Origin of the sequence: Acidianus sp. HS-5, assembly GCF_021655615.1 — an archaeon.
In the GTDB taxonomy this organism is placed as follows: Archaea; Thermoproteota; Thermoprotei_A; order Sulfolobales; family Sulfolobaceae; genus Acidianus.
In genome coordinates, this window is the sequence record NZ_AP025245.1 from 2,444,858 (window position 1) to 2,470,964 (window position 26,107).

32 protein-coding genes and 4 tRNA genes are annotated in these 26,107 nt (G+C 34.0%); 17 read left to right on the forward strand and 19 right to left on the reverse strand.

Annotation, left to right across the window (positions count from 1 at the left end; all coding sequences use genetic code 11):
* Nucleotides 1-2 precede the first annotated feature (2 nt).
* A tRNA-Arg gene (locus HS5_RS13585) sits at nt 3-92 on the reverse strand.
* A 148-nt stretch (nt 93-240) separates the two neighbouring features.
* Here HS5_RS13585 and speD point away from each other — a divergent pair.
* The 6 genes from speD to glyA all read left to right on the forward strand — a co-directional run bounded on the left by speD (nt 241) and on the right by glyA (nt 5,817).
* On the forward strand, nt 241-627 hold the full coding sequence (gene speD, locus HS5_RS13590; protein WP_236751899.1) for an adenosylmethionine decarboxylase: 387 nt from the start codon (nt 241-243) through the stop codon (nt 625-627).
* Nucleotides 628-758: 131 nt separating this feature from the next.
* Nucleotides 759-1,808 carry a hydroxymethylglutaryl-CoA synthase gene (locus HS5_RS13595; protein WP_236751900.1) on the forward strand — a complete coding sequence of 350 codons (1,050 nt, stop codon included), beginning with the start codon at nt 759-761 and terminating at the stop codon, nt 1,806-1,808.
* The gene (locus HS5_RS13600) at nt 1,805-2,869 is read left to right on the forward strand and encodes a thiolase family protein (RefSeq protein WP_236751901.1); all 1,065 of its coding nucleotides are present in this window, start codon (nt 1,805-1,807) and stop codon (nt 2,867-2,869) included. The genes HS5_RS13595 and HS5_RS13600 overlap by 4 nt, the downstream gene beginning before the upstream one ends.
* Before the next feature lie 2 nt (nt 2,870-2,871).
* A complete protein-coding gene (locus HS5_RS13605; protein WP_236751902.1) occupies nt 2,872-3,279 on the forward strand; it encodes a Zn-ribbon domain-containing OB-fold protein in 408 nt (135 codons plus the stop codon).
* Nucleotides 3,266-4,495, forward strand: a complete 1,230-nt coding sequence (hmgA, locus tag HS5_RS13610) for a hydroxymethylglutaryl-CoA reductase (NADPH) (RefSeq protein WP_236751903.1) — start codon at nt 3,266-3,268, stop codon at nt 4,493-4,495. The genes HS5_RS13605 and hmgA overlap by 14 nt, the downstream gene beginning before the upstream one ends.
* A 26-nt stretch (nt 4,496-4,521) precedes the next feature.
* The gene (glyA, locus tag HS5_RS13615; RefSeq protein WP_236751904.1) at nt 4,522-5,817 is read left to right on the forward strand and encodes a serine hydroxymethyltransferase; all 1,296 of its coding nucleotides are present in this window, start codon (nt 4,522-4,524) and stop codon (nt 5,815-5,817) included.
* On the opposite strand, the gene HS5_RS13620 is transcribed toward glyA, so the two are convergent.
* From HS5_RS13620 to HS5_RS13640, 5 genes are all read right to left on the reverse strand, one after another.
* On the reverse strand, nt 5,810-6,217 hold the full coding sequence (locus HS5_RS13620) for a universal stress protein (protein WP_236751905.1): 408 nt from the start codon (nt 6,215-6,217) through the stop codon (nt 5,810-5,812). The two genes, glyA and HS5_RS13620, sit on opposite strands and share 8 nt — an antisense overlap.
* Nucleotides 6,214-7,236, reverse strand: a complete 1,023-nt coding sequence (locus HS5_RS13625; protein WP_236751906.1) for a phosphorylating glyceraldehyde-3-phosphate dehydrogenase — start codon at nt 7,234-7,236, stop codon at nt 6,214-6,216. Before HS5_RS13625 ends, HS5_RS13620 begins: the two co-directional genes overlap by 4 nt.
* Nucleotides 7,233-8,471, reverse strand: a complete 1,239-nt coding sequence (locus tag HS5_RS13630) for a phosphoglycerate kinase (protein ID WP_236753595.1) — start codon at nt 8,469-8,471, stop codon at nt 7,233-7,235. The genes HS5_RS13625 and HS5_RS13630 overlap by 4 nt, the downstream gene beginning before the upstream one ends.
* 46 nt (nt 8,472-8,517) lie before the next feature.
* Entirely contained in the window at nt 8,518-9,279 is a 762-nt protein-coding gene (locus tag HS5_RS13635; protein WP_236751907.1) for a hypothetical protein, read from the reverse strand.
* A gap of 478 nt (nt 9,280-9,757) precedes the next feature.
* Nucleotides 9,758-9,830 (reverse strand) — tRNA-Gln (locus HS5_RS13640).
* Between the two features lie 97 nt (nt 9,831-9,927).
* Here HS5_RS13640 and HS5_RS13645 point away from each other — a divergent pair.
* Together HS5_RS13645 and HS5_RS13650 are read left to right on the forward strand one after the other, a co-directional pair.
* Nucleotides 9,928-10,013: transfer RNA gene (locus HS5_RS13645), tRNA-Thr, on the forward strand.
* Nucleotides 10,014-10,016: 3 nt separating this feature from the next.
* Nucleotides 10,017-10,364, forward strand: a complete 348-nt coding sequence (locus HS5_RS13650) for a hypothetical protein (RefSeq protein WP_236751908.1) — start codon at nt 10,017-10,019, stop codon at nt 10,362-10,364.
* Between the two features lie 418 nt (nt 10,365-10,782).
* On the opposite strand, the gene HS5_RS13655 is transcribed toward HS5_RS13650, so the two are convergent.
* Nucleotides 10,783-11,139 (reverse strand): hypothetical protein, encoded by a 357-nt coding sequence (locus HS5_RS13655; protein WP_236751909.1) that lies wholly within the window; start codon nt 11,137-11,139, stop codon nt 10,783-10,785.
* Nucleotides 11,140-11,859: 720 nt separating this feature from the next.
* Between HS5_RS13655 and HS5_RS13660 the strand changes: the two genes are divergently transcribed.
* Nucleotides 11,860-13,242, forward strand: a complete 1,383-nt coding sequence (locus tag HS5_RS13660; protein ID WP_236751910.1) for an MFS transporter — start codon at nt 11,860-11,862, stop codon at nt 13,240-13,242.
* Between the two features lie 92 nt (nt 13,243-13,334).
* Nucleotides 13,335-13,781, forward strand: coding sequence for a hemerythrin domain-containing protein (locus HS5_RS13665; protein WP_236751911.1), 447 nt, complete (start codon nt 13,335-13,337; stop codon nt 13,779-13,781).
* On the opposite strand, the gene HS5_RS13670 is transcribed toward HS5_RS13665, so the two are convergent.
* Nucleotides 13,762-14,379 (reverse strand): helix-turn-helix domain-containing protein, encoded by a 618-nt coding sequence (locus HS5_RS13670; RefSeq protein WP_236751912.1) that lies wholly within the window; start codon nt 14,377-14,379, stop codon nt 13,762-13,764. The two genes, HS5_RS13665 and HS5_RS13670, sit on opposite strands and share 20 nt — an antisense overlap.
* Nucleotides 14,372-14,740, reverse strand: coding sequence for a DUF488 domain-containing protein (locus HS5_RS13675; protein WP_236751913.1), 369 nt, complete (start codon nt 14,738-14,740; stop codon nt 14,372-14,374). The genes HS5_RS13670 and HS5_RS13675 overlap by 8 nt, the downstream gene beginning before the upstream one ends.
* Nucleotides 14,741-14,752: 12 nt before the next feature.
* Here HS5_RS13675 and HS5_RS13680 point away from each other — a divergent pair, with 12 nt between their 5' ends.
* Nucleotides 14,753-14,917 (forward strand): hypothetical protein, encoded by a 165-nt coding sequence (locus tag HS5_RS13680; protein WP_236751914.1) that lies wholly within the window; start codon nt 14,753-14,755, stop codon nt 14,915-14,917.
* A gap of 129 nt (nt 14,918-15,046) precedes the next feature.
* Here the strand turns inward: HS5_RS13680 and HS5_RS13685 are convergent, their stop codons facing one another.
* Complete coding sequence (locus HS5_RS13685) at nt 15,047-15,217, reverse strand: hypothetical protein (RefSeq protein ID WP_236751915.1); 171 nt, start codon at nt 15,215-15,217, stop codon at nt 15,047-15,049.
* A gap of 233 nt (nt 15,218-15,450) precedes the next feature.
* A complete protein-coding gene (locus HS5_RS13690; protein WP_236751916.1) occupies nt 15,451-15,780 on the reverse strand; it encodes a hypothetical protein in 330 nt (109 codons plus the stop codon).
* A gap of 672 nt (nt 15,781-16,452) precedes the next feature.
* Here HS5_RS13690 and HS5_RS13695 point away from each other — a divergent pair.
* Nucleotides 16,453-17,175 (forward strand): GNAT family N-acetyltransferase, encoded by a 723-nt coding sequence (locus HS5_RS13695; RefSeq protein ID WP_236751917.1) that lies wholly within the window; start codon nt 16,453-16,455, stop codon nt 17,173-17,175.
* A gap of 11 nt (nt 17,176-17,186) precedes the next feature.
* Here the strand turns inward: HS5_RS13695 and HS5_RS14605 are convergent, their stop codons facing one another.
* Both HS5_RS14605 and HS5_RS13705 read right to left on the reverse strand, forming a co-directional pair.
* Nucleotides 17,187-17,549, reverse strand: coding sequence for a type II toxin-antitoxin system VapC family toxin (locus HS5_RS14605; protein ID WP_346729570.1), 363 nt, complete (start codon nt 17,547-17,549; stop codon nt 17,187-17,189).
* Complete coding sequence (locus HS5_RS13705) at nt 17,504-17,764, reverse strand: ribbon-helix-helix domain-containing protein (protein WP_236751919.1); 261 nt, start codon at nt 17,762-17,764, stop codon at nt 17,504-17,506. The genes HS5_RS14605 and HS5_RS13705 overlap by 46 nt, the downstream gene beginning before the upstream one ends.
* A gap of 477 nt (nt 17,765-18,241) precedes the next feature.
* On the opposite strand from HS5_RS13705, the gene HS5_RS13710 reads away from it, so the two are divergent.
* From HS5_RS13710 to HS5_RS13720, 3 genes are all read left to right on the forward strand, one after another.
* Nucleotides 18,242-18,586 carry a hypothetical protein gene (locus tag HS5_RS13710; RefSeq protein WP_236751920.1) on the forward strand — a complete coding sequence of 115 codons (345 nt, stop codon included), beginning with the start codon at nt 18,242-18,244 and terminating at the stop codon, nt 18,584-18,586.
* 82 nt (nt 18,587-18,668) lie between these two features.
* Nucleotides 18,669-19,064, forward strand: coding sequence for an AAA family ATPase (locus HS5_RS13715; RefSeq protein WP_236751921.1), 396 nt, complete (start codon nt 18,669-18,671; stop codon nt 19,062-19,064).
* A 30-nt stretch (nt 19,065-19,094) separates the two neighbouring features.
* Nucleotides 19,095-19,922 (forward strand): DUF4143 domain-containing protein, encoded by an 828-nt coding sequence (locus HS5_RS13720; protein WP_236751922.1) that lies wholly within the window; start codon nt 19,095-19,097, stop codon nt 19,920-19,922.
* On the opposite strand, the gene HS5_RS13725 is transcribed toward HS5_RS13720, so the two are convergent.
* Nucleotides 19,893-20,948: a hypothetical protein gene (locus tag HS5_RS13725; protein ID WP_236751923.1), complete on the reverse strand. Its 1,056-nt coding sequence runs from the start codon at nt 20,946-20,948 to the stop codon at nt 19,893-19,895. The two genes, HS5_RS13720 and HS5_RS13725, sit on opposite strands and share 30 nt — an antisense overlap.
* A 152-nt stretch (nt 20,949-21,100) precedes the next feature.
* On the opposite strand from HS5_RS13725, the gene HS5_RS13730 reads away from it, so the two are divergent.
* Together HS5_RS13730 and HS5_RS13735 are read left to right on the forward strand one after the other, a co-directional pair.
* The gene (locus HS5_RS13730; protein WP_236751924.1) at nt 21,101-21,631 is read left to right on the forward strand and encodes an inosine/xanthosine triphosphatase; all 531 of its coding nucleotides are present in this window, start codon (nt 21,101-21,103) and stop codon (nt 21,629-21,631) included.
* Between the two features lie 31 nt (nt 21,632-21,662).
* A complete protein-coding gene (locus HS5_RS13735; protein WP_236751925.1) occupies nt 21,663-22,193 on the forward strand; it encodes a hypothetical protein in 531 nt (176 codons plus the stop codon).
* A 153-nt stretch (nt 22,194-22,346) separates the two neighbouring features.
* Here the strand turns inward: HS5_RS13735 and HS5_RS13740 are convergent.
* The 5 genes from HS5_RS13740 to sufC all read right to left on the reverse strand — a co-directional run bounded on the left by HS5_RS13740 (nt 22,347) and on the right by sufC (nt 26,105).
* Nucleotides 22,347-22,434, reverse strand: a tRNA-Met gene (locus HS5_RS13740).
* Nucleotides 22,435-22,476: 42 nt separating this feature from the next.
* Nucleotides 22,477-22,602 carry a ribbon-helix-helix protein, CopG family gene (locus HS5_RS13745; protein WP_236751926.1) on the reverse strand — a complete coding sequence of 42 codons (126 nt, stop codon included), beginning with the start codon at nt 22,600-22,602 and terminating at the stop codon, nt 22,477-22,479.
* A gap of 78 nt (nt 22,603-22,680) precedes the next feature.
* The gene (locus HS5_RS13750) at nt 22,681-23,826 is read right to left on the reverse strand and encodes a SufD family Fe-S cluster assembly protein (protein ID WP_236751927.1); all 1,146 of its coding nucleotides are present in this window, start codon (nt 23,824-23,826) and stop codon (nt 22,681-22,683) included.
* Nucleotides 23,827-25,266, reverse strand: coding sequence for a Fe-S cluster assembly protein SufB (gene sufB, locus HS5_RS13755; RefSeq protein WP_236751928.1), 1,440 nt, complete (start codon nt 25,264-25,266; stop codon nt 23,827-23,829). It abuts the gene before it with no gap.
* A gap of 98 nt (nt 25,267-25,364) precedes the next feature.
* Nucleotides 25,365-26,105, reverse strand: coding sequence for a Fe-S cluster assembly ATPase SufC (gene sufC, locus HS5_RS13760; protein ID WP_236751929.1), 741 nt, complete (start codon nt 26,103-26,105; stop codon nt 25,365-25,367).
* Nucleotides 26,106-26,107 lie beyond the last annotated feature (2 nt).

Sequence of the window (26,107 nt, forward strand, 5' to 3'; positions counted from 1 at the left end):
TGTGGCGGGCCCGGCGGGATTCGAACCCGCGACCACCGACTTTCTTCAGCCCATAGGAGGCCGGCGCTCTATCCTGGCTGAGCTACGGGTCCACATTACTTTATGACATTTAAGTGATTAAAGATTTTCGGAAGATAAAATACCTAGATAAAATCATATAAAATAATCCAAATAGAATTGGTCAGTTACATTTATAAATGTAAATTATTCATGTAAACGTGGAGGGTAAAAGAACAGGAAATGGAAGAGAGACTAGTTCTCAAATCTTCCGAAGATAAAATTGTAGGTAAGCATGTATTCGGAAACTTATATGATATAGATCCTAAGCTATTGACTGACAAGGAACATCTAGAGAAATTAGTTCTGGAAGCAGTAAAAATAGCTAATATGAGACTAGTTGAGGCAAAGTCTTGGTCATTTGGGGGTAAAAAAGGAGGAGTTTCAGTTCTGGCATTAGTAGAAGAAAGTCATATTGCTCTTCACACATGGAATGAGTATAATTATGCTACTCTTGATGTTTACACTTGCGGAGAACAAAGTGACCCGCAAGCTGCTTTCGATCACATTGTAAAGACATTAAAACCAAGAAGGTACCAAGTGTTTTACGCAGATAGAAGCTCAGATTAGCCCTCTTTTGTTCCTTTTTTCCTTTATTCTATCTCTTTTTTAGCATATTTCATTTACTTTTTATAGACAATCGTCTATTGGGTATATCGACAATAGAAAATCTTTAAAAAATACAATGATGAATTATTAAGATGCGTTCGGGTATAGTTGGTTGGGGATCTTACGTACCTAGATATAGAATAAACGTTAGTGATATAGCTAAAGTTTGGGGAAAGGAATCTACTACTCCTAAGGTTTTGGGATTGACAGAAAAGTCAGTACCAGCTCCGGATGAAGATTCCACTACCATGGCGATAGAAGCATCAAGAAATGCACTGAATAGAGCTAGGATAAGTCCAGAAGATATAGGTTTAGTGCTATTTGGATCAGAATCTAAGGTTTACGCAGTAAAGCCTACTGCGGCTGCACTTATAGATGCACTAGGTATCTCGCATTATTCTTTAAGTGCAGATATGGAATTTGCTTGTAGGGCAGCATCAGTAGGATTAGGTGTAGCTTTAAGTATGGTCGAAAGTGGAAAGATAAAATATGGTATGGTTGTAGGTTCAGATACTGCACAATCGAATCCAGGAGATATTCTAGAATTAAGTTCTGCAGCAGCTGCAGTATCGTTTATAGTAGGCAAAGCAGAGGAATCTGCAGCATTATTAGAAGGTTTTGCATCTTTCAATACAGAGACTCCAGACTTCTGGAGAAGAGACGGAATGCCATATCCTTTACACGGAGAAGCATTTACTGGAGAACCTGCATATTTTGCTCATATAATTTCTGCAATAGAGAAACTATTCCAAGATTACGGTTATAAGGCTTCAGACTTTGATTACTTCATTTTCCATCAACCTAACGGAAAATTTCCAATGCAAGCAGCTAAAAAACTTGGTGTACCTTTAGAGAAAATTAAGCCAGGACTAGTATCACCTTATATAGGAAATCCTTATAATGCCTCAGCTTTACTAGGTTTCGCCAAGGTACTTGACATAGCTAAACCAGGACAGAGAATTTTAGTAGCACCGTTTGGTAGCGGAGCCGGCGCGGACGCCTTCAGTTTTATTGCAACTGACAATATATATGAAAAACAGAAGCTAGCTCGCACGACCGAATATTATATTTCAAATAAGATTATTGTAAGTTATGCAGAATATGCAAAATTCACAAATAAATATAAGGTGTACGAACAATGACGGAAGTCCTTATTTATGATGCTTCAATGATAAAAGTAGACAGATATTATGATAAAAACTTAGTGGATCTAGTTGCGGAGTCTGTAAGTAAATTAAACTCTATTAAACCAGATGCAATAATTTTAGCTAATGCGTATTCCGAGACTACTGTCAATCAAGTACTCTTAGCCAGCAAAATCTCTAATATGTTAGGATTTTCAGGATTTACTTCCAGAATAGAAAATGGTGATGCAAGTGGTGGCGCCGCGATACAGACAGCATATTACATGATAAAATCAGGCTTAGTTAAATCAATATTATTAATAGGTGTAGAAAAAATGGGTGACTTTCCAACTAGTTATCTTAATGAGATAACTGCAGAGAATCTTGACGAAAAATTCGGATATAGAGAAGGATTAACCTTACAGCCTTTTGCGGCTTTACAAATGAAACAGTATATGAAAACTTACGGTGTAAATTATGACTACTTTACTCAATGGCCATTGGTAATGCATAAATACGGCTCAGAAAACCCTTATGCGTACTTAAAATTCCAAGTTGATAAAAAAACTGTAGAGCAGTCTCAAATTATTTCCGATCCTCTTAGATTATTTGATACTTCGCCCAGAGCTGACGGAGCAACTGCAGTTTTGCTGACGAGCGATGAGTTCAAACCGGAAGTTAAAGTAAAAATTGAAGGAGTTTCATCTTCAATTTCAGAGTTTTCAACATTAAGTATGCCTGCAGTAAAACAAGCGTATTCCACATTTAGGGAATATAAGGCTGACTTCATGGAAATTCACGACTCATACAGTATTAATGCTGCATTAATTTTAGAAGAAATGGGACTAGAAAAAGGAAAATCATTGAATATGCTAGATTCGATTCAAGTAAATTACAGTGGAGGATTAAAATCTAGAGGATACCCTGGAGGAGCTACAGGGGTTTATCAACTTGCAGAAGCCTTTATGCAATTAGCGGGCACTTTCCCTGGTAAGAGAGCACAAGGTGAGAAGGGATTAGTAATATCAACGGATGATTTAGGTACTTCAGCTTACGTAATCGGATTAAGGAGGTGTTAAAAATGAAAGTCTTTCCGGCTCAAATTTGGAGGAATAAGGAAAGTTTATATTCACTAATAGCAGGGAAATGCAATAAGTGCGAAAATCTCTTCTTCCCTTATAGAGAAGTATGTAATAAGTGCGGTTCTACTAGCATATCCAAAGTAAAATTAAGCGGTCGTGGAACTTTAATTTCGTATACAATGTCTTACCAAAATAGGCCAGGATTTGAGAAAACTACTCCCGAGTACATAGGATTAATAAGATTAGATGAAGGCATTGAAATAGTAGCACCTTTAACTGACGTTACAGGAGAAATTAAAGATAATTCCAGAGTAGAGGCAGTAATAAGGAGATTAAAGGCCGACTCAAGTAATGGATTAATAGAGTATGGAATAAAATTTAGGCTGGTAGAAGATGAAAATAGATGAGGTAGTAGAGAAAGCTATTAAAGGAGAAATAGAATTACATGAGATTGATAATTTTTTAGAAGCAAACGCGGCAATGGTTGCAAGAAGACTCGCACTTGAAAAAATTTTAGGTGCAAGCTTACCTTCAATTGGTTCAACAATTTTGGACTATTCTGAAATAAAGAATAAGAACGCTGAAAATGTTATAGGAGGAATACAGATACCGGTTGGCATAGTTGGACCTTTAAAAGTTGAGGGCGATTATGCTAAGGGAAATTTTTACGTTCCTCTAGCAACTACTGAAGGTGCATTAATAGCTAGCGTTAATAGAGGCTGTAAGGCAATTACAAAGTCTGGAGGAGCTAAAGTTAAGATAATTTTTGACGGTATGGCAAGAGCCCCAGTCTTTAAGTTACCTAACATAAATAGCGTAGCAAATTTTCTAGATTGGATAAATAAAAATATGAATAAAATAAAGGAGGTTGCTGAATCAACTACTTCTCACGGCAAATTGAAGGAAGTACAACCTTTCGTCTTAGGAAATAACGTCTGGCTAAGGTTCGTGTTCGAGACTGGAGATGCTATGGGAATGAATATGGCTACAATAGCTTCTGAAGCTATATGCAATTTTATAGAGAGCGAGTTCACAGAAGCTGAATGCATAGCGGTAAGTGGAAACATGTGCAGTGATAAAAAGCAATCGATGGTTAATTCTATTTTCGGTAGGGGAAAAACTGTTGTTGCAGAAGTAATAGTTCCGTCAGTTACACTTAAAGAAGTTCTTCATACTACTGCTGAAGCAATACATGAAGTTAATCTAAGGAAAAACCTGCTGGGAAGCGCTAGAGCTGGAAATATTTATCAATTCAATGCTCATTTCGCAAACATAGTTTCTGCAATTTTTATTGCTACTGGGCAAGACGTAGCGCAGGTTGTTGAAAGCAGTAGTGGATATACTTGGACTGAAGTTAGAGGAGAAGATCTTTACATAAGCGTTACCCTTACTTCACTTGAAGTAGGAACTGTTGGCGGAGGAACTAGATTACCTACTCAAAGGGAGGCATTAGCAATTATGGGAGTTGTTGGCGGAGGAAACCCTCCCGGGAGCAATGCTAAAAAATTCGCTGAAATAGTTGCTTCAACAGTACTTGCAGGTGAATTAAATCTGCTTTCAGCGCTGGGTAATAAGGAATTAGGTAAAGCTCACAAGATGTTAGGCAGGGGCATAAAAGCTTAATTTTCTCTTTTGTGAAACTATAAGCCATGGAATTGCCCGAAGAATTAACGAAAGTAATTCAGTTAACTAAAGAGCAGAATACTTGGAGAAGAACTGAGACAATAAATATGATAGCCTCTGAAAATGTAATGAGCCCTATAGCTGAAGCTGTTTACATGAGCGATTTCATGTCAAGATATGCAGAAGGAAAACCTTACAAGAGGTTCTATCAAGGTACTAAGTATGTGGATGAAGTAGAAAGCCTTGCAATACAATTAATGAATGAAGTTACTCCTGCCAAAAACTCCGATTTGAGACCGATAAGCGGAACAATAGCTAATGCCGCAGTATTTAGAATTTTAGCAAACCCCGGAGATAAGGCTTTAATAGCTCCCGTACAAGCTGGCTCTCACGTAAGTCATACAAAGTTCGGAACTCTAGGCGCTCTGGGTATACAACACATAGAAATGCCTTTCGATAAGGAAAATATAAACGTTGATGTAGATAAGGCAATAAAAATGATAGAAGAAATTAAGCCAAAGTTTGTAGTCCTAGGAGGAAGTTTATATTTATTTCCCCATCCTACAAAAGAACTTGCACCTCACGTTCACGCGGTCGGAGCAAAATTAGTTTATGATGCAGCTCATGTTTACGGATTAATAGTCGGTAAAGCTTGGAGCAATCCGTTAGATGAAGGAGCAGACGTTATGACTACCTCAACTCATAAAACATTCCCAGGACCTCAAGGCGGTTCAATCTTATCAAACGATGATGAATTGTTTAAAGAAATTTCAAGAACCATCTTTCCTTGGTTTGTGAGTAATCATCACTTGCACAGACTACCTGCCACAGCAGTTACTTTAATAGAAATGAAGTACTTCGGTAAAGATTATGCAAGTCAAATAACTAAGAACGCAAAGAAGTTAGCAGAATCTCTAGCAGAAAGAGGATTTAAGGTAGTAGGAGAGCACTTAGGGTATACTAAGAGTCATCAGACTGCTGTAAACGTTAGAGAATTGGGAGGAGGAGCTAAAATAGCTAAGTTACTGGAGGAGGCTAACATAATAGTAAATAAGAACTTATTGCCCTGCGATACTCCTGAAACTGTTAGCAACCCAAGTGGATTAAGAATAGGAGTTCAAGAAATGACAAGATATGGAATGAAGGAAGAAGAAATGGATGAAATCGCAGAGTTAATGAAGAAAGTTGCAATAGATGGTAAAGATCCTAAAGAAGTGAGAAAAGAAGTAATAGAACTAAGAAAGAGGTTCCTTGAAGTCAAATACACGTTCAATGTTGACTTATCAAGTTACTCAAGCAAAAGCATTCCTATGATTATCTAACAATTATAACAGTTATTGAAGCATTAGCGGCAACTGATAGTACAGTAGAACCTATATTTATATCACTATTAACTGAAGTTCCCCTAGAACCCATTATTACTGCATCATAAGTATCTTCATTTATAACCTTCAAAATTTCGTTAGGAACACTACTATCTTTTGATATTTTTATTATTTTAAAATCATAGTCTATTTTGTCTCCCACTCTCTCTTCAACCTTCTTTTTAATGTGTTCAGCTTCATCACAAGTACTGCATGCATGAATAACTGTAACTTTAGAACCGTATCTTAGACTGAAATCTGTTGCTAACTCCAGTGCTCTCATACTGTTTTCTGATCCATCTATTGGAACTAAGATTTTTCTAAACCATAGGCTTACGGTATATGTAGGAGAGCTCATATAAGATACCCCCTACCTATATTTAGAGTAGCATTTGTTATTTTTATTGAGTCTTCAGCACTAGCCAGGTTCAATGAAGCTCTTATTGCGTCTATATTTTCTGGAACTACTATAGATTCTTGGTGAACGGCATACATTAGGAATATTTCGTTACCTTTAGTGTAAATTGAATCTTCAAATATTACTACTTCTGGTATATCATTCCTTACTCTACCTAAATCTCTTGCTACCTCAATTATTTCAGCAGTAGAATTAACTTTCGATTTTCCTCTTACAAGCAGCAATCTGCTAGTATTCAGAAACTGATTTATAACGTCTTCTTTACTCACTTGAGATTTAACAGTAACGTCGAGTAAATGCATATGCATATAAGTAGTTGGAGCTATAACTGCCATGGTTATTATATCCAAGTCTTTAAGCACAGTATTAACGTCCTTAGCATGATGACTCGGAATTGAGGCTGGGTCTGGTACTATTGCATTTATAGGACCTTTTTTAACTTCTTTAGGATCTGCAGCCCTCCTTACTATTGTTGCTCTAACTTTCTCTACTTTACTTAATTTATTTAAAGTACATATAGTCCTAAGTAAAGCTGTTGTATTGCAAGATACTACTCTTATATATTTTTTTCCTATAGCTTCATCGTAATCACAAAGTGAAGAAAATGAGATTTCTGCTACGTTAGCTTTTTCTCCCCCTTGGAATATAGCATTTTTACCAAATTTCTGGTAAAGTTCCTTATACTGCGCGCCGACTCCGTTAGGGGTAGCGTCTACTATAATATCTGCATCTTTTACCATATCTTCTACGTTACCTGCAATCTTTATTCCAGCTTCTTCGAATGATTTAGCGGAATCCTGAGGAACGTAAATGCTTACTCCCATTTTTTGGGCTACGAAAGCCTCATAGTTAGGTGAAGTCTTAGCAATGCCAACAAGCTTCATATCTGGTTGTAACATTATTGCATTAGCTACTCTCTTTCCTATTGTACCGTAACCGTTTAATGCTACTTTAATCATTTTTTAATCACCTTATACGAAAGATCTAAAGCTTCTAATGCAGGTAATCTTTCGCCTGCTAAAAATAAAAGTAATGCTCCACCGCCTGTAGAAACGTGAACTTTACTTGGGTTTATTTCAGACCCTCCTCCGAGCATACTTATCATATGTCCTCCGCCTATTATAAGATATCCTTGACTTTCTACTGCACTGTCCAAAAGCTTCTTACTTCCTTCTCTAAATCTTTCATCTTCTATTACCCCCATAGGACCTCTCATTACTATTACTTTAGCGTCCTTAATGAAGGATGAGTAAATACCTACAGTAGTACTTCCTATATCTTTTATTACACCAGTAACCTTATTGCCGGGTTCTTCAGAAACTTTGCCTTCTTTCTCTACCTTAAAATCCACAGGAATCTCTATTGGGCCTCCAGAGAGAAGTATTTTCCTAGCCCTAGGAATTAAAGAGATAAGTCCCTTCTTTTCTAAGATTTGCATGTTTTCCTTACCTAAGTCTAAACCTTTAGCTACAGCAAAAAGTTCAGCAATTAATCCTCCAGTTAATATTCTATCAGCAAGCCTTCTCTTCACAAGATTCTCAATAATCCTTATACTATCAAGGACTTTACCTCCTCCTAAAACGAAAACTTTAGGAAACTCTTCAGCGTTAAAAATCTTTGCTAACGCCGAAACTTCTTTTTCCATTACTCTGCCTGCTGTAGACTTCAATACCATAGGAAATCCTACTATACTAGCCTGACTTCTGTGAGCTGCCGCAAACGCGTCATTAACGTAACCGTCAAAAAGAGGAGACAATCTTTTAATTAAATAGCTTTTAGCGTGTTGACTAGGGGGGGCTTCTATAAGTTCCTCTGAGACAAACCTAACATTATCTAAAAGTATAACTTCGCCTCTTTTCATACTCTTAATTCTCTCTCTCGCATAAGGACCCATTACATCTTCAATGAACTCAACTTTTGTGTCAAGGTATTTACTCAATAATTCTGCATGCTCTTCTAATGAGATGAAATCACTATCTCCAGGCCTACCTTGATGTGAGATCAAGACTAATGAATTCCCTTTATTTATTAGTTCCTTTATGGTATCATTATAAGCTTTAATCCTGGAATCATCAATTAGCTTACCCGTCTTAGGATCTACAGGAGAATTTATATCTATTCTTACTAAAAGCCTATTATCAGAAAAATTGATATCATCAAGAGTAGGAATTTCGAGATCGTTCACCTTTATCAGAAGTATTCACCAAGAATAATTCGAAAGCTCAAAATTTATATTTAATTTAACACGTGGATGACGTTGAATATATGTCTAGAAAATTATTCCAAAGTAAAGGAATCAATGCATGCTTGTTAAAATCCTTCGTTTCGATTTCGATTTCAATAGATCTTACGGAAGACTTTACACTAGTTTTGAAATCTTTAGAGAAATAGGAGAGAGAGTATTTAATCCCATCAAGATCTATATAATCATTACAATTAGCTAAAATTCTAGCAGTATTATCGTCCTTAAGCTCTAGAATAGATTGACAAACTGCATTAGAATTATATTCAAAAATGGATTTAAAAAGATCATTTATAGTGTAAGGAATCCCAGAAGTACTTACACCTAAAGGAGGTAAAAGTACTTTAACGTCTGCCCTTACGTTTTTATTCTTTTTAAGAAGTACATTAAATCTAAAGAATAAATAATTCATTCCGCAATATCTTAATTTTACAACATTTACTTGACCTAAAGTACCATACTTAGAAAGAGACTGAGAAAGCTTAGAAGAGAATAAAGAATCTTTTATAGGTGATCTAGTTGAAACCATCGCCTTAATTGTGTAAAAATTCCTAATTTCTGAATCTTCAAGAAACTGTAAAATATAAAGATCGTAATATTTTGCAAGCTTAGACACGGTCTTAGATATTATTGAATATAAAAATCCTAATTTTGGATTCCTAGAAATCATTATCCATTCCCCCAGTTCATCGTAAACGAAATGATCTTTATCCTTACTCCTTTTGAAGATATCAAAGAATGGCAAAATCTTAAACCTCAATAAAATATTACCCGAGGACTTTAAAATATATAGCAAACAGAAATCACTCGAAATCAAGTAATCAAAATGCGTAATAATTAACATGACTAATATTAAAAAGAAAGTAAATAAGATTTTAGATAAAAATAAAAGAATCCATAAACCAGAAGGGATAAGACACAATTAGTATTCTTTAAAATTTTTGTAACTTAGCATTATACTTGGTTAGGCCTTAAAGGTCGAGGTAATGTAGTATAACAACACTATCTGATACATAATTACTACTGTTTCACATAGTAGTATGCATTACGCAAATCCCCATGGTTCGCCCTTGACCTTCAAGGTCTGACTAAGTATAGTTACAGACTAGTTGAGACAATGAAGAATCACCGTGTTACTTAACAAGTAAGAACTGAAGGATAAGATAAAGTATAATTACGCAGTCTCTCTTAGAATTAAATTAAGCACTAAAGGCAGTAAGTACGACACTTTACCAAAGTAGCCGGGTAGGGATTCGAACCCTAGTCGACGGGGCCAAAGCCCGCCATCCTTGACCGCTAGACGACCCGGCTAATTTAATTTTTATAATACTCACCTAATAAGACTTTCTCTACTTAAGCCCTTAATTACGCTGATAAACTTTTAAAGTTATTAACCGAAATTTAATATGCCGCCGTAGCTCAGCTGGTAGAGCGCCGGCCTTGTAAGGCTACGAAGAAAGCCGGCGGTCGCGGGTTCAAATCCCGCCGGCGGCTCTCATGAACCCAAAGATCGAGGAAAAAATAGCCCAAATGAGATGTGAAAATAGACCAGTAAAACAAATTGCTAAAAAATTAGGGGTAAATAGAGATGATATAGAGGCGGTTATTAAAAAATGGATATCTTACACTGATAACTACTTGAAAGAATTAGTAAAGAATAGAAAAGTAAAGAATCCAAAGGCAGATCCTGGGCTTATTATTAATATGACGTCTAACGTGGAAGAGTTGCTAAAAAATGATGACGTCCTAGATTACATTGCTTTACATATGTCAGACTACCACGATAGGCTGATGGATTGTATAAGATATAAGATCTATGCCTACCTTAAGCAGAAAAACAAATAGATAACAAATTGTTAACTATTTATAGATAATTTTAATAAAATTTGCCTTTACTTAATATATTTATAAGCAAAAAGTTAGAAATTAGCTATCAATAGTACTAAAAATCCTAAAACGTGTAGACAATTAATTAGTAATGATTGTTAGGATTTTAGTATCAATAATGAATAAATAAAATAATGTATTAACCATAAACATTTTATATCTAGGTATTACATATAGAGAAACCCATGTTACAACGATTATCGTTACGAAGTATAGATGAGATATACTAGAATAATTTCACATATAAAATATACTATAATGAAAATAATATCTTACTAACTAATCTACTTCTCAACTCCATAGTTACTATAAAATATCTCCTAAAATGAAGGATGCGACTATAAAGGCAAGTAAACTGTAGGCAATAAGCCATTTTTTATCGAACTGATAAAGCCTTGGTCTGTATTTTATTACAGCATAAACTACTGCTAAAAATGTAGATTAGTAACATGGATAAATAAATAAAGCCAGCCATAACTCTGGGAAACGTTTGAACTAGCCCCATGTAGACAAATATGATGTAGCCTATTATTGCAACGAAATAAACATTATACCTAGTTATTAACCTATAAGTAAAAGCTATTGACCCGATCAGTGCAATACTAATAATTAACCACGCAAGTATACTTACATGATATAATGTTGACGCATAAATACCAGCAATGGCTGAAGCATATAAGCCCATAAATAAAAAAGTATACCTCCAATATAATTTATTATAATACTTATCCATTCTTGATCACCAGAGGGCATACCATGATGGAGAATAAGGTGATGGTGGAATCATAGTTTCTGCAGGTAATAGTAATATAAAAGCAACATTATACCTAAAATTTTCATATATTTATACGAAAGAAATTTATTTATATGTAAAGATATTTTATGGTTAATGTTCTATCACCATATGATATCTCTGTTTAGCGGATTTTAACTTTACTCTCATAATACTAGTGTAAATCTGACTAAAAACACTCCTATCATATTTAGTTTCTAATTAGTTATATAAGGGCATTTACGCAATAGAAAAGTATATATGATTCTATTATTCATATTATAATTTATTATACTATAAATATATAAAATAATTAGTTGATAATATTATCTCTTCGTTTACAAATCAATTCTACTAATCTTGTCTAGTTTTCCTAGTATGAAACCACACGTTATGTTATGCTAATTATAACTCATAACGATTACAATCTTAAGGACTAGTTGCTCAAAATTTTCAATGCATACTAACGTAAGATTAAGGCTTCTTTTATGTTACATTTAGGTCAGACTAATGGATTGTATAAGATACAAAATTTACGTCTATCTTAAAGGTAAAAATAGGTCCTAGAATGCAATCTCTTCAAACATAAAATTATACAATATATAGTAAAAATAGATTATATACTACTAAATAAATTATTTCGAATATTCTTAAATATAAAGATTTTTACTTAAACTCGAAATGAAGTTACTGGATGCATTCAAACCGCTCGATAATAAAAAGTTCAACATGTTCCACATAAAGGCATTATTCACTACTGGAATGGGAGTATTTACTGATGGCTACTTATTGTCATCAATAAGCTTGGTATTACTTGACATCTTGGGAACTTTCGGAATAAAAAAAGGGTGCAGTCTTTACGAATTTTGGCTAGGAGTATTAACTGGAACAGTATTCATAGGTGCGGCATTGGGGGCACTATTATTCGGATATTTATCAAATAGAGGTAGAAAAACGTTCTATGGCATAGATGTTGCGTTAATGAGTATAGGTGCATTACTTCAAGCATTCGTTACTTCCCCCGCTGAACTTGCCGCAGTAAGGTTTTTAGTAGGAGTAGGAACTGGAGCAGACTATGTACTTTCACCGTTGATAATGGCTGAACACTCAAATGCAAAGGATAGAGGTAAATTAATTGCTTTAGGCTTTGGATTAATGTGGAGTTTAGGTGCAGTAACTGCCTCACTACTTTACCTAGCAATTTCGCCTTTAGTTTCTACTAACTTACTTTGGAGAATGATATTAGCCGCTGGTGCAATACCTGCTGCCTCAGTAATCTACTTGAGGAGAAAAGTTCCAGAGACTCCAAGATATTTATTAAGAATAAAAGGAGACAACGTTACATTTACGAAGGTGGTAAAAGAAATAACTGGTAAAGCTCACGAAGTAAAGGAAAATTTAAAAGATTGTAACTCAATGCTCCAGTATTTTAAAAATGGAGGTCGTGTATTTGCAGTTGCAGCAGTATTATGGTTTCTCTTTGATCTCACAGGTTATGCTAACGGCCTTTTTGGGCCCACTTTAATTGCGAGATCTATAGGAATATATAATCCAGCAGTATTCTCCCTTATAATTTCAGCAGTATTCGGTTTTCCAGGCAAGGGATTCGGGATATCTACAATAGACAGATTCGGAAGAAAGCCACTGCAAAGTATAGGAGCCCTAGGAGAAGGAATATTCTTAGCTATATTTGCATTGCTTTTGCCCAGAGAAGCTTTCTTACCTGCAGGACTGCTCTTAATAATTTACGGTCTTCACGAATTTACTGGTAGCTTCGGTCCTGGAATAATAAGTACAGCTGGAATGCTAGGAGTAGAATTAGCACCTACAAAGGTAAGGGGATTAGTTCAGGCAATAACAGTAGCCTCTGGAAGAACTGGAGCAGCTATTGCATCATTTGTGTTCCCAGTACTTTTCTTATCTGTAAGCAAGGAATTTGCAATGATGTTCTTTGCTATCTTAATGATCATAGCGGCAGCATTAACGTGGTTCTTTGTACCGGAGACAAAGGCTAAACCCTTAGAAGAAGCAAGTATGGAAGAAAAAGAGGTAATAAGAAGTTAATTTACTAATATATCTAAAAAGAGAAATTTTTCTTCTTTTTAAAAGGTTAAAGTAAAGAAGAATATTAAATATTACATTTACATATTCTGGTAATGATAAGCGATCCTATTTCCTTGTTAAAGTACGAGCATGCAATACTTAGAGTGAGATTTCAAACAGTAAGCCAATGCCTAAATTTTGAAGAGGGATGGAGAATACTAGAAAACGCCCACCAATTCATAATTAACTGGCACGCTAAAATAGAGGATAAATACGTTTTTCCAGTCCTTGAAGGTATGGGGATTAACGTGAAACCTTTATCTAACGACCATTTACTTATAGAAAAGTACGGTAATTCAGTACTTAAGGAGAGAAGAAGAGATTGGGCGGAAAGGTATATAAGGATAGTCATTGATCATAATCTCAATGAGGAGAAGATCTTTCCTAAGAAATTAAATGATGAGATAATGGAGAAGATTATTGTCGATATGAAGAATTATCAAGGTTATTTCGAGTTTACCGGCCTTGATGAGTACGATCTTAACTTTCATGCTTATTAAGATAATATTTTACAACTTTTCTTAACGCCCTACGTAAGATCTCATCTAAGGTTGGAGCAGAAATTCCTAGTTTTTCCGCCAATTGGCTTAATGAAATTTTTCTATCGTCGTCAAAGTAACCTAATTTGTATGCCAGTTTAAGTATTTCAATTTGCCTTTCAGTTAACGCCGTATCTGAAATTTCAGAGACGTCAATTACAGTTACCTTTACGTCATTCTGTATAAGGCTAGAGAGAAATTCCTTGAGTGATGAATTATTAGGTACAAGTAAAGTGTATATAAGAGTCCTCTCCTTAACTACTCTAATTTTTTCAACTACAACGTCTGAAGTATAAAGGATTTTACAAACTGTACAGCCGTTAGTTCTAACCCAAACTTTATTGTTAGATAACCTCAAAACCTTGACTGCGTTTCCCTTAAGTTTTTGCACATCATTCTTATCCACTTCCTTCTCAAATTGTACTATATGATCAGTGATCTGCTCTCCCAATTTTACGTTCTCTACGCTCGCCTTTAATCCGCTTGAGGATATAATCCGCATTACTTCACAAGGATGATCCTCTACTAAAACAGTAACCTCAAATGGAGTCTTATGCATTATTATACTCTTGCCTCTCACTTTTTAATTTATTCTCTAGGTATTCTTTCAACGCTACTGCATTATTATAAGGAGATTTGGCAGAATAAAGTAAAGTAACGTTATTACCTTTCTTAATAATTTGTAATAATACCTCAACTTTAGGGTTTTTATCCAATTCGTCAAAATACCTCCTCTTAAATTCCTCCCACTTTGAAGAATCATGATTAAACCACACCCTTAACTCGTCACTAGGTGCTATGTCCCTAAGCCAAACATCTACCTTTTCCTTTTTAATGCCTCTAGGCCAAAGCCTATCTACTAATATCCTAACTCCGTCATCCTTCTCTATAGGTTCATAAACTCTTTTTACCTTTATCATACGTGATACTTCTTGTTAGTATTAATAAGGAGAGATCCTAATAGGTTAGGTTGTTATATACTTTTACAGAATGTCATCGTTAGACTTTCCGTTTTGTCCCAGAGGAAAAGAATATGGGAGAATGAAGTAATGCCCAGCGGCTATAGAGCTACTGTACTTCCCTTCATTTATAATTAGGATAGTATACATATTAGCTCTTTCACTAGTATGATACTTAATTGATACTTATGAATATAGCTTAACATACTTGGCTGTAGGAATACTTTTGTCAGAAAAGATAATATCTCACTAAGACTATAAATATAATTAGACTATAGCTAGTAAGCCATTTTCATCAAACTGATAGAGCTTTGGCTTATATTTTATTATAGCATAAATTAATACTAAAACATAAACTAGTAACATGGATAAATAAATTAAACCAGCTATGAATGTTGGCACTTGAGGTGGCGAAACTATTCCTATATCAAGAAGCATAATAATAGTTATTAATGTAAAGAAATAAATACATTATTTAATTATTAACCTATATTTAAACAATATATCAATTATAGTTATAACTAATGGAATTAAAATTCCGTTAGAATATCTACATTACCAAATAATAATGTTAATATATCAGCCGAAATATACACTTGCTAGTAACAAAATATATCTCCCATATATTTTATCATAATACTTTTCCATTTTTGATCACCAGCAGTAATCTTTCATTTTAATAGCTTCTTTTCATAAGATAACGATAAAAATAGACCAATAAGTAAGGCGTAAGATAAGATATTAGTTAATAGGGTATATTTTTCATTTTGTAGTAAAGTAATGATATTAACGATGACGTAACCTACCATAAATACCGACTGTAGAATTTCATATTTATTTATAATTAAATTCGCATTATATTTTTTAACCATATATGATGATATCACAGCATATATAATAACCGCTAATATAAAACCTAAAACGTAAGGTGAAGTTAAAAATGCGGTAGAGTACATGAGTACAAGAGATACTAGTAGTAGTATTACAGAATTAACAGCCATAAATAAGGTATAAATTTTATATTTAGATATAATAAAATACGGCAAAAACGTCATAAAAGCCAATAATATTAAATAAATGGAATATACAGCATAATTCGGAATTAATTGCCTAAAGAGTACCATAAAAATTGATACTATACCTTATATTATAATAATTGGAAGATAATAGTGCGTGCATATTCTGGAAATAGCTTCATAAGATGGCATCTCTTATCACCTTCCTACTCCGTTACTTGAATAATTATTTATAGTAAGGGAGTTTATATGTTCTTTAGTAATTTGAGTCATTCAATAAGAGTACTGATGCGTAGTTCAAAGGTTCTGTAAGCCTCGAAGAATTGGCTGAGGAACTGGCTAAAGCATTTACATGTTAAATACCTATACCATTTATCATAGTTTCAGCAGACAATAGTAATATAAAAAATAACGTTATGCTCGTAATTTTTATATTTTTATGTGAAAAGAATTTCTTTGTATATAGTGAGATTTTATGCTTAATCGTCTGTCGCCAGTTACTATTTCCGTTTAGCTGGATTTTTTAACTCTCACAATACCAATGTAGAGCTTAGGAGCAGTAATTGCATCACGACTTTACTTAGATATCTCGCTTTTTATATCTTCCAATTTGCTTTGGAGAATAATATTAATTACTGTGCAGATGCAACTCAAAATGTGTACGTCCTAAAAGAGCTATTCTTAACAGACCCAATTAAGTTTGCTTTCGAAATTTATGATTCAGAGATTGACTACAAATTCACGGAGTTTAAAATAGTTAATGAAGGATATTTAATGATTTATAGGAAATTTAATCCTGTAACTATAATTCTTCATGCAGAAAAAGAATCTACAGTAACTGAACTCCTTTCATTAATAAGTGAGGATAAATTTGTATTATTTATAGAACCTAAGTGGAGGTACTTACTAAACTTTTCTAATATGAAGATATACCCAGAACTTATAATGATTTGTAAAACTCCTAATATATTCAGAAGAGAAGGTGTAAGAAAACTTACAGTAGAGGATTCTGACCAGATAGTAGAGCTATACGAAAAAGATAGGGGAAGTTTTGTAACACAAATGTTAAGAGAAGGCAAAACAACCGCTTACGGCTTATTCTCAGGACATAAATTGGTCTCAGTCGCCTATACTTGGATAGAGACTAAAGATGCAGGTGTTATAGGAGGAGTATTAACTAAAGAAGAGTTTAGGAATAAAGGCTTCGCAACTTCAGTAGTATCTTCACTTACTGAAGATATAACTAGAAGGGGCAAGGTAGCGTCGCTCTACGTGAGAGAAGATAATGTTACAGCTATTCATGTTTATAAAAATATTGGGTTCACTGAATATTGGAAAAGGTTATGGGTATCTGTAAATACTGATGCAAAGCCGTTGTAAAACGCATGAGTTCAGAAACTGATACTTTCTATTTTTAGATTTTCCTCCACTTTCCTGATTGACTCGAAGCCCTTATCATTAGTTACTACAATCATATTACGATTTATTGCAATCGAAGCCAGAATTATATCGACTACATTAACTGGTTCTCCTATTTTCCTCAATTTTATCATAATCTTAATCGCTAGCTCGTAATCATCTTTACTTGGATAAATTACAATAAGTTTATCACCAAGCTTGAGAATTGGAGGATACTCAATAACGTTTAAAATGCTAGTAATGACATGATTTAATCTAGATAATAATACCCTATTTTTATAAATTTCTATTAGAGTGTTTGTATCGTAGATTTTCTTTTCAATTCCTTCTGAAATTCTTCTTCACCTTGAGGAGACTCTATGCTTATATCGTTTTCATTAATTCCTAACTGTCTGAGCTTGTCAATAATTTCACTACCCGTACTAGTATTCTCCACTTTTTCCAACTCTTCCCTAATTGCGTTCCTAATAATCTCACTCCAGTTAATCTCCTTATGCTTTCTCATTTTCTCATAGAGCTCTTCTGGTACTTTTACTGTTATGATCTTCATAAGATATACCTGTATATACAAGTATATATTAGCTATTACCCCGGCTAATGATATAATTATGGTCAAAGTTTCACTTAATCATTTATTAACAAGACCCAAAATTGTGATACCAAGTTCAGAATAACTGTTATCTCTATATAAGGAAATAACGATACTCCAAAGCACAAAGCAATAATTAGCCCCTATAGTATTCCTATAGCTATACCTTGAGCACTTCTCATTCCAAGTACAATCATTCTATCCTTAGATATTGTAGGTTATTAAAAACTCTTCTGCTATTATTGGAATAGCAATTAATATCATTGTAGCTTCTAATGAAGAGATACCCGGAGGAAGAGAAAATTACTAACCTAGATTATTTTAATGACTAGGTTTGAGGCTTTTTCACGACTATTCAATTATTTAATACTATCTGGAAGTTCAGAAATGTAAACTACTTTTGATATTTATATGCCTCAAATGAGATAACTACTTGAGATGTCATACGAAATTATTAAGGATCCTTTAATTAGAGGTATTTTAGCACTTACTATTATATTTATTGCAGTATTAATTGCATTACTGGCAATAGATATATACTTATCAGTAATAGAGGGTAAGCTTATAATTAGTGGAGTTACGAGAATTTCAGATCTTTTTGGTTACATCATAACAGGGGTCTTAATCTTAGGCTGGGGTTTCTTTGTCCCAATATATTTTGCATCTAAGGGTTGGTCAAAGAGATATATACCTCGTGATATTGCAGAAGCTATAGATATGTATTATAGAGGCTTACTTAGTAGGGACGAGCTTATTCAAATTATTGATAGATATAAGCATTAAATGAAAACAATCAAATTAATAACGTAATTACGAGACAAAACTGGTCAGAAAGAGACTTATTTTTTCCTGAAGATATACTTTCGTGGAAAAGTTTAAGAGTGTAATAGCAGAATGGCTCACTTCACAACTACCCAAAGTTGTAGAGAGAGATATATCCCTACCCTTAGACAGGGACTATATTATTACCGTAACTGGAGGCAGAAGAAGCGGAAAGACATTTTTACTTTACCAAACTATTCAAGAAATACTCAAACGAGGTATTGCGTCAAAAGATGAAATCCTTTACATAGACTTTGAAGATTATAGACTGAAAGGGGTTTCTGTAGATGACCTAGATAAAAGTCTAGTCTCCTTCACGGAATTAACGGGCAAACAGCCTAAATATTTATTCCTAGATGAGATACAAAACGTTAAGGGTTACGGTAGCTGGTTTAGGAAAAAGATTAACGCTAGAGTTTACTTATCGGGTTCATCGTAACAGTTAACACCACTAAACATTGCAGAGGAATTGAGAGGTAGGAGTATAAACTACGAAGTTTATCCCCTGTCATTTAAGGAGTTTTTAAGGTTTAAGGGAGTTACATATAATCCTCTTATTGTATATACTTCCCAACGGGGTATAATACTTTCTACGCTGAGAGAATACTTATATTACGGATCTTACCCTGCAGTAGTTCTTGAAAAAGAAGACAGGATAAGGCTTTTACAATCATACTTTGATTCAGTAATAGTAAGGGATCTTTCTATCGTGACACCGAATATAGCAGAAACTTTTTCAACCTATCTGGTCTCCAATTATTCCAATTTAATAACTATAAACAAAGTGTACAATTATTTGAGAAGCCTTGGAATTAAAATAGGTAAAGAGACTGTTCTAGAGCTATTCTCAAAAGCTAGAGAAACTTATTTCTCCTTTCTAGTTGAGGAATTTGAAAAGAGTGAAAGTAAAAGAAAGGTAAACCCTAAGAAACTTTACATAATAGATACAGGATATTCAACAGCCTTAGGTTACGAATTCTCTATATCTAGGGCAATGGAAAATGCTGTATTTATAGAGCTCTTAAGGAGAGGTTACAAGGAGATATATTACTGGAAAGGAAAGAGAGAAGTTGATTTTGTAATAAGCAAGAATTTTACTCCTACCACGTTAATCCAAGTAACTTATGCAAATGATAAAATAGAGGAAAGAGAAACTGAAGGAATTCTTGAAGCAAAAGCGGAGTTGAAAGTTGATAATTCCCTAATTATAACCTGGGATTATGAGGGAGAAATTAATGGAATAAAGGCTTTACCGTTATGGAAATGGTTACTTGAGCTTAATCCAAAACAAGAGTAGAGATGAGATGACCGATAATATTATAAAAGCTAGTAGTCCGTATACTAAGCTTATGCCAATAAATATGCCTGATATTAAAGGAACTATTATGAAAACTGCGTAATGAAAGAGTAAGTTTATAGAATTGGCAAAGTTCTTTTCTTTAGGTTCTTTAAATTCCTCAACTATAACTAGATTAGATAGCGGTAATAGAAAACCATGAGGAATTCCCAAAATTGCTACACTTATAAAGAGAAGTAATGGGTTTTTGATGATTAGAATTATGGATCCTATTATTGTTAATACAATTCCATAAAGTTTCATTTTTTCTTCATTTATATTATATTTATAGATAAAATATCTGGATAATGAAGATATTAAAAGAAATGTAAAGAAATATAGAAAACCTAGCGAGATACTGACGCGATAGTAATAATATGCAAACATTACTAGGTAAACATTAAAGAATCCAGTAGTAACGTCGTATGGAAAACTAACCATATTTGCTATCCATAATTTCCTATTTAATATAACTTTAAGTAAAAACTCAAATTTCTTGTGATGACTATTAGGATAATATCTAAAATATAAATAAATATTATAAACATTAAATAAGGATAAGCTTATTAATAGTAAGTTAATTACACCTAAAGACGTCACTATACTCTCTAAAATACTGCTAATTACCGCACCTAAACTTAAACCAAGAGTATACATCTTAAGTAACTTAGCGTTGATACTATATTTCTCAGCTAAACTCGACGCAATGGTAGTCATAGTTGGGATACTCACGCCAAACGATAAACCTGCAATTACTAACGATAAAAAGAACTCTAGGCTACCCATACTAAGCAAAAACAGTGATACTGATAAGGATATAAGAGAAATAATAAAGATCTTTTTTGAATAAATTAAATTAATTGTGAACATAGATATTATAACAAAGAGTAAGACCAAAGCCTCTATAACACCTAGACTTCTTAACGGTATGTGATATACTATTCTAGCTATTACTGGAGTTAATGTCAATATAACGTTGTTAATCATTCTAGATATTAAAGCAATAATAACACTGAGATAGAGATAAATGTATATCTGCGATTATCCATATATTAAACACCTACATTTTCGTACTAACTATCATTATTATATAATATTTTCAACAAAGCTTAAATTGAATTCATCAGTATTAACCTTAAATGCTTACCTTATACTTAGGTTCCTCAAGTAAGCTAAAGCTTGAGGCAATGCAAGAAGTCTTGACTGAGTATAAAATAAATGCGAAAATAGTACCAAGGAATGTAGATAGCGGAGTCCCACTAACTCCTCTCCAGGACGAAACTTACATTGGAGCAAGGAATAGAGCTTACGCATTAATGAAGGAAATTAAAGACGAAAGCGCTGCATACGTTGGACTAGAAAGTGGGCTAGTAAACAGATATAATTCAGTATTTGAGGAGACAGTTTGCGTAATCATTTACAATGGAAAAGAATTTGCTGCGTATTCAAGCGGTATTAAAGTCCCAGATTTTATACTCAAGGAAATGGATAAAGGAAAGAACCACTACGAGGTTTTAGATGAAATAAGTGAAAAATTGAATGCAAACCCTAAAGATACCTGGGGGATTTATACAAATTTCCTGCTAACTAGAAAAATGGAACTAAAAGAAGCCTTTAGAAACTCTCTAGTGGAATTGCTTGCAGACTACTCTTCTAGCCTCCTTAGGTAAAACATATTTTATCCCTATACATCCTTAACTTGTGGATAACGATTTATGGTTAAACTATTATGTCGACATTGAATACTTCAATATGAATTCTGAAGAAAAGAAGCTTTATGACCAAGGATTAAAGGAATTAGCAAAATACTATTATTACAAGAGAAAGGGAACCAAAGGTATCCGCGGAAATATCGTTATCCCTACCAGAATTAGGGAAATCCATGAGAGAATGATTAACATGTTTTATGATCAGAACGATTGCATGACTGATTTGGGGAAGGTTATTTACGTTTCTTCCTTACTTGCCTACTTATTTTACTTCATCGCTTTTCTTCAAGCTACAAACATAACAAGTGTGTTTGCGTTGTTCATTTACTTAATAGGTAGTATAGGAGGTTCTTGGCTTATCTCCACAAAAATATTCCAATTAGAGGAAGAAGATGCATTAAAAATATCTGGAATTATATCGTTTATCTTCCCTTTCCTACTCTTAATAGGGATGTTCGTGTTTCCTCCTTTACATAATTACTTCAACTCAGTATCTTCTACTATAGCTCACTTCTTGAAATGAAATTGAGCATATTAATATTTCGTCTTTTATAAGAAGAACCTTCACGTTTCTTTATCTTTTTAATTAAATTACCCAAAATTATAATACAATGATATTAAATAAAAGTGGATATTCTACTAATGAAATGATTTGAAATTTGAGATTTTAGTAAAATGCCGCCGCGGGGATTTGAACCCCGGACAACCGGATGTCCCCCTCGCCGTATGAGTCCGGCGCTCTAACCAGGCTGAGCTACGGCGGCAAGTAAATAATGGAAAATTGAAGCTAAAAAATTTCCGTGAAATTATTCCTCTAAATACTTCTTAATAGCGTCCCTTATAATTTCACTCCTAGTTAATCTTCTATTTGCTGCGTATAAATCAAGCTTCTGCAATAAATCATCTTCTGCTTTAAATGTTATTACTCTCATGGTTCTCGTATTACCTTTCTTCTCCCCTTATATATTATCCTTATTTTACCAAAGATAAAAAGAGAGAGTTAACCGAAACTAATAACCTAATGACGTAATTATATCACTTATAAGTTTTTTAACAATCTCAGTATCTCCTTCATCCTCCATAAATCCCCTTATTATTAATCCTTCTGCAGACTTCCTGTCAAATCCTCTATTCTGTAGGTAAAATATTAAATCCTCGGGAACTCTAGAAACTGCTGCTGAATGTTTTGCTGTTATTACTCTGCCAGTTCTAACTTCTAACATTGGCGCAACTATTGCTGTTGATTCTCCGAGCATTATTGCCCTACCAATTATCGAAGTTGAGGAATCTATCGCTTGTTCATTAATTCTAGCATCACCTCTAGTTACCACTAAAGAAGAGCCCGAAGAAACAGATTTCATAAAGCCATTACTAACACTTTTAGGACCATCGTGATATACGTTAGTTATTACATCAATATTATTACTTTCAACTCCTAACGCTCTGGAACTGAAAAATGCTTGTGCACCTTCTCCTAAATATGAATGATATTCTACATGTCCTTCTAAAAATCCTGATGATATAATGTAGCTATTTATAGAACCTTCTACTCTAGCCTTTGAATAAACAAAATTATAACTAGCATTGCCCTTGCTCAGTAAAGTAAGGTTAAGTGAGGAATCTTTGCCAACAATAGTAGAAATAACTGCGGAATTCATTGATTTCCCTTTATTTTCAGCGTAATATATAACGTCGGCATTTTCTCCTTCTGGGACATTAATTTCTATATTTATTGGAGAGAAAACTCCTTCTTCATCAGTATAATGGTAAATTAAATATCTGCCGCCTTGTTTAATGTCCATCTTTCTTGATAGAGAAAGAGTTAAAGCTACTAACTTGTGATCTTCAGGTTTCATTAAAGAGTTCCCAAGTACTTGAGAAAAACTAATCGGCGCTTCCCTTATTATGTTATTATGAACAACAATCCTTGCATATCCAGAAATTGATGGATATGTTATATCCTTTCCCTTTACTTCCACAACTTTTAAGTTGAGTTTATCTAAATTTTCCCATCTTGTGTAGTGCTTAACAGTAGGCGAATCATTGATGATCTGATATGGTAATCTCTCATAAATTGAAAATAACTCTTCTCTTTCTGATCTGTTTTCAAAAGAAGAAAGAAAATTTTTAGCTGAATCTATGTCAACTAAGGGCATTTATGCCACTGCTCCTAACTTATCCAACTCCAGTTTTATAACTTTATTCAACATTGCCGCATATTCAAAGGGTAATTCCCTCATTATTTCGTCCATGAATCCTAAGACTAACATTGAAGTCGCCTCTTTCTCGCTTATTCCTCTGGTCATTAAGTAGAATAACTGATCCTCACTCATTCTGAATGTGTGAGCCTCATGAGCTACGTCAGCGTCTTCTTCGAAGACCTGATTGTGAGGGAATGTATAAGCTTTAGTTTTTTCATCAAGCATCAATGAGTCGCATTTTACAAAAGCCTTAGATCCTACTGCTCCTTTATTAACCTTGACCAAACCTCTATAAACATTGACTCCACCGTTAAAACCTATGTTCTTATTAATTACTCTACTTCTGGTGTTGGGTGCAGCATGAATCATTTTTGATCCGCTATCTTTCCAGTCTCCTTCTGCCGAGGCTAAGGTTACTACTAAGCTACTTGATGATGCTCCTTCCCCTCTGAGTATTGTTGATGGATACACGAAACTATACTTTGAACCTAAAGATCCTTCTACCCAGTCTATTACTGCGTTTTTATTAGCCCAAGCTCTCTTATTATTGAAGTTTATGACATTTTTACTCCAGTTTTGGATTGTAGTAAACTTTATGTGAGCGTTATCATTGGCAAATAATTCTACCATACCGTCGTGGAATGAGAAATTCTTAAACTGAGGTGCTGAACAACCTTCAATGAAGTGTATGTAAGAATTCTCATCTGCAACAATTAAAGTATGCTCGAATTGTCCTTCCATTTCTGTCCCTATTACGAAGAATCCTTCAACTGGCGTGGTAATCTTAACTCCTTTAGGAACATATACAAATACTCCACCACTCCATAAGGCACCGTGTAAGGCCGCAAACTTATGATCTGAAGCTGGGAATATTTTCATAAAGTACTGTTTAAACAAGTCGGGATATTTTACCATAGCTTCTTCTGGAGGCATCATTATAACTCCTTTCTTTTCCAATTCTTGTTTGACATTAGCGTAGATAGGTTCAGACTCAAATACTGCAACTAATCCCCCTAGAACTTTTTGTTCTGATTGCGGAATTCCAAGATTTTCGTAATAATTTCTAATTTCTTTAGGAATTTGATCCCAACTATTTGTTCTCTCAACATCGGGCTTTATGTATAATTCTAGGTTGGATACATTAAGTGAACTTAAAACATCAGGTAACCAATTTGGAGTAGGAAGTTTTTCGAATAATTCTAGAGATTTAATTCTAAATCTTAACATCCATTCTGGCTCTTTCTTTGCCTTAGAAATTGCTTCTATAGTACTTCTTGATAACCCGCTTTCTACCACTCTCCTATGAAACTCAATTTGGTCAACTCTATTATATTTTGCATCAATTGCTGCATCAAGAATCTCGTTTATGTCCACTGAAACTTTCTCTTCTGTCATTTTTCTATCATCTTTAACTCTGTTAAAGAAAGCATTTAAACCTTTCCATGTTAAAGTAAAATATTACAAGAAATACAAAATTAAATAGTTATGAAAAATTATTGTTTTATTACTCCTTCATACCCTTTCTCGTCTATCAGTTTAGCTAATTCCATGTCCCCGCTTGCTACTATTTTTCCTTTATATAGCACATGAATCCTATCTGCATTAACGTAATCTAAGATCCTTCTATAGTGCGTTATTATTAAATATCCAGTGTTATTCTCATCTTTTACCTTCTTTATAACGTCTGAAATTGTCTTTAGTCCATCTACATCAACTCCGGAATCTGGCTCATCCAGAATTGCAAATTTAGGCTTTAATATTTGTAATTGAATAATCTCTACTCTCTTTTTTTCTCCTCCGCTAAACCCTTCGAATACTCCTCTATTAAGAAGACTGTCAGCAATTCCAACTGACTTTGACATGCTGGTTATTTTAGAGAACACTTGCGTAACTGATTCCTTGCCACCATATGCTCTATTATATTCTGCAACTAGAAGAGTAGATAATTTTACTCCGCTAATTTCTATAGGATTTTGGAATGCTAGGAATAAGCCTTTCTTAACTTTTTGATCAGTTTCAAGATTAGTTATGTCTTCCCCATCAAGTAAGATCTTTCCTTTTGTTATCTTATACTTAGGATGTCCCATTATTGCTAAAGATAATGTAGTCTTTCCACTGCCATTAGGTCCCATTATTGCATGAACTTCTCCGCTCTTTATTTCTAAGGATATACCTTTTATAATCTCCTTGCCCTCAACCTCAACGTGAAGATCTTCTATTTTAAGTAATGACATTT

What these genes read in the sequence shown, in the direction of transcription:
- speD (WP_236751899.1), top strand. Translation starts at nt 241, where the DNA reads ATGGAAGAGAGACTAGTTCTCAAATCTTCCGAAGATAAAATTGTAGGT.
- HS5_RS13595 (WP_236751900.1), top strand. Translation starts at nt 759, where the DNA reads ATGCGTTCGGGTATAGTTGGTTGGGGATCTTACGTACCTAGATATAGA.
- HS5_RS13600 (WP_236751901.1), top strand. Translation starts at nt 1,805, where the DNA reads ATGACGGAAGTCCTTATTTATGATGCTTCAATGATAAAAGTAGACAGA.
- HS5_RS13605 (WP_236751902.1), top strand. Translation starts at nt 2,872, where the DNA reads ATGAAAGTCTTTCCGGCTCAAATTTGGAGGAATAAGGAAAGTTTATAT.
- hmgA (WP_236751903.1), top strand. Translation starts at nt 3,266, where the DNA reads ATGAAAATAGATGAGGTAGTAGAGAAAGCTATTAAAGGAGAAATAGAA.
- glyA (WP_236751904.1), top strand. Translation starts at nt 4,522, where the DNA reads ATGGAATTGCCCGAAGAATTAACGAAAGTAATTCAGTTAACTAAAGAG.
- HS5_RS13620 (WP_236751905.1), bottom strand. Translation starts at nt 6,217, where the DNA reads ATGAGCTCTCCTACATATACCGTAAGCCTATGGTTTAGAAAAATCTTA.
- HS5_RS13625 (WP_236751906.1), bottom strand. Translation starts at nt 7,236, where the DNA reads ATGATTAAAGTAGCATTAAACGGTTACGGTACAATAGGAAAGAGAGTA.
- HS5_RS13650 (WP_236751908.1), top strand. Translation starts at nt 10,017, where the DNA reads ATGAACCCAAAGATCGAGGAAAAAATAGCCCAAATGAGATGTGAAAAT.
- HS5_RS13655 (WP_236751909.1), bottom strand. Translation starts at nt 11,139, where the DNA reads ATGGATAAGTATTATAATAAATTATATTGGAGGTATACTTTTTTATTT.
- HS5_RS13660 (WP_236751910.1), top strand. Translation starts at nt 11,860, where the DNA reads ATGAAGTTACTGGATGCATTCAAACCGCTCGATAATAAAAAGTTCAAC.
- HS5_RS13665 (WP_236751911.1), top strand. Translation starts at nt 13,335, where the DNA reads ATGATAAGCGATCCTATTTCCTTGTTAAAGTACGAGCATGCAATACTT.
- HS5_RS13670 (WP_236751912.1), bottom strand. Translation starts at nt 14,379, where the DNA reads ATGCATAAGACTCCATTTGAGGTTACTGTTTTAGTAGAGGATCATCCT.
- HS5_RS13675 (WP_236751913.1), bottom strand. Translation starts at nt 14,740, where the DNA reads ATGATAAAGGTAAAAAGAGTTTATGAACCTATAGAGAAGGATGACGGA.
- HS5_RS13685 (WP_236751915.1), bottom strand. Translation starts at nt 15,217, where the DNA reads ATGCTTCTTGATATAGGAATAGTTTCGCCACCTCAAGTGCCAACATTC.
- HS5_RS13690 (WP_236751916.1), bottom strand. Translation starts at nt 15,780, where the DNA reads ATGGCTGTTAATTCTGTAATACTACTACTAGTATCTCTTGTACTCATG.
- HS5_RS13705 (WP_236751919.1), bottom strand. Translation starts at nt 17,764, where the DNA reads ATGAAGATCATAACAGTAAAAGTACCAGAAGAGCTCTATGAGAAAATG.
- HS5_RS13710 (WP_236751920.1), top strand. Translation starts at nt 18,242, where the DNA reads ATGTCATACGAAATTATTAAGGATCCTTTAATTAGAGGTATTTTAGCA.
- HS5_RS13725 (WP_236751923.1), bottom strand. Translation starts at nt 20,948, where the DNA reads ATGATTAACAACGTTATATTGACATTAACTCCAGTAATAGCTAGAATA.
- HS5_RS13730 (WP_236751924.1), top strand. Translation starts at nt 21,101, where the DNA reads ATGCTTACCTTATACTTAGGTTCCTCAAGTAAGCTAAAGCTTGAGGCA.
- HS5_RS13745 (WP_236751926.1), bottom strand. Translation starts at nt 22,602, where the DNA reads ATGAGAGTAATAACATTTAAAGCAGAAGATGATTTATTGCAGAAGCTT.
- HS5_RS13750 (WP_236751927.1), bottom strand. Translation starts at nt 23,826, where the DNA reads ATGCCCTTAGTTGACATAGATTCAGCTAAAAATTTTCTTTCTTCTTTT.
- sufB (WP_236751928.1), bottom strand. Translation starts at nt 25,266, where the DNA reads ATGACAGAAGAGAAAGTTTCAGTGGACATAAACGAGATTCTTGATGCA.
- sufC (WP_236751929.1), bottom strand. Translation starts at nt 26,105, where the DNA reads ATGTCATTACTTAAAATAGAAGATCTTCACGTTGAGGTTGAGGGCAAG.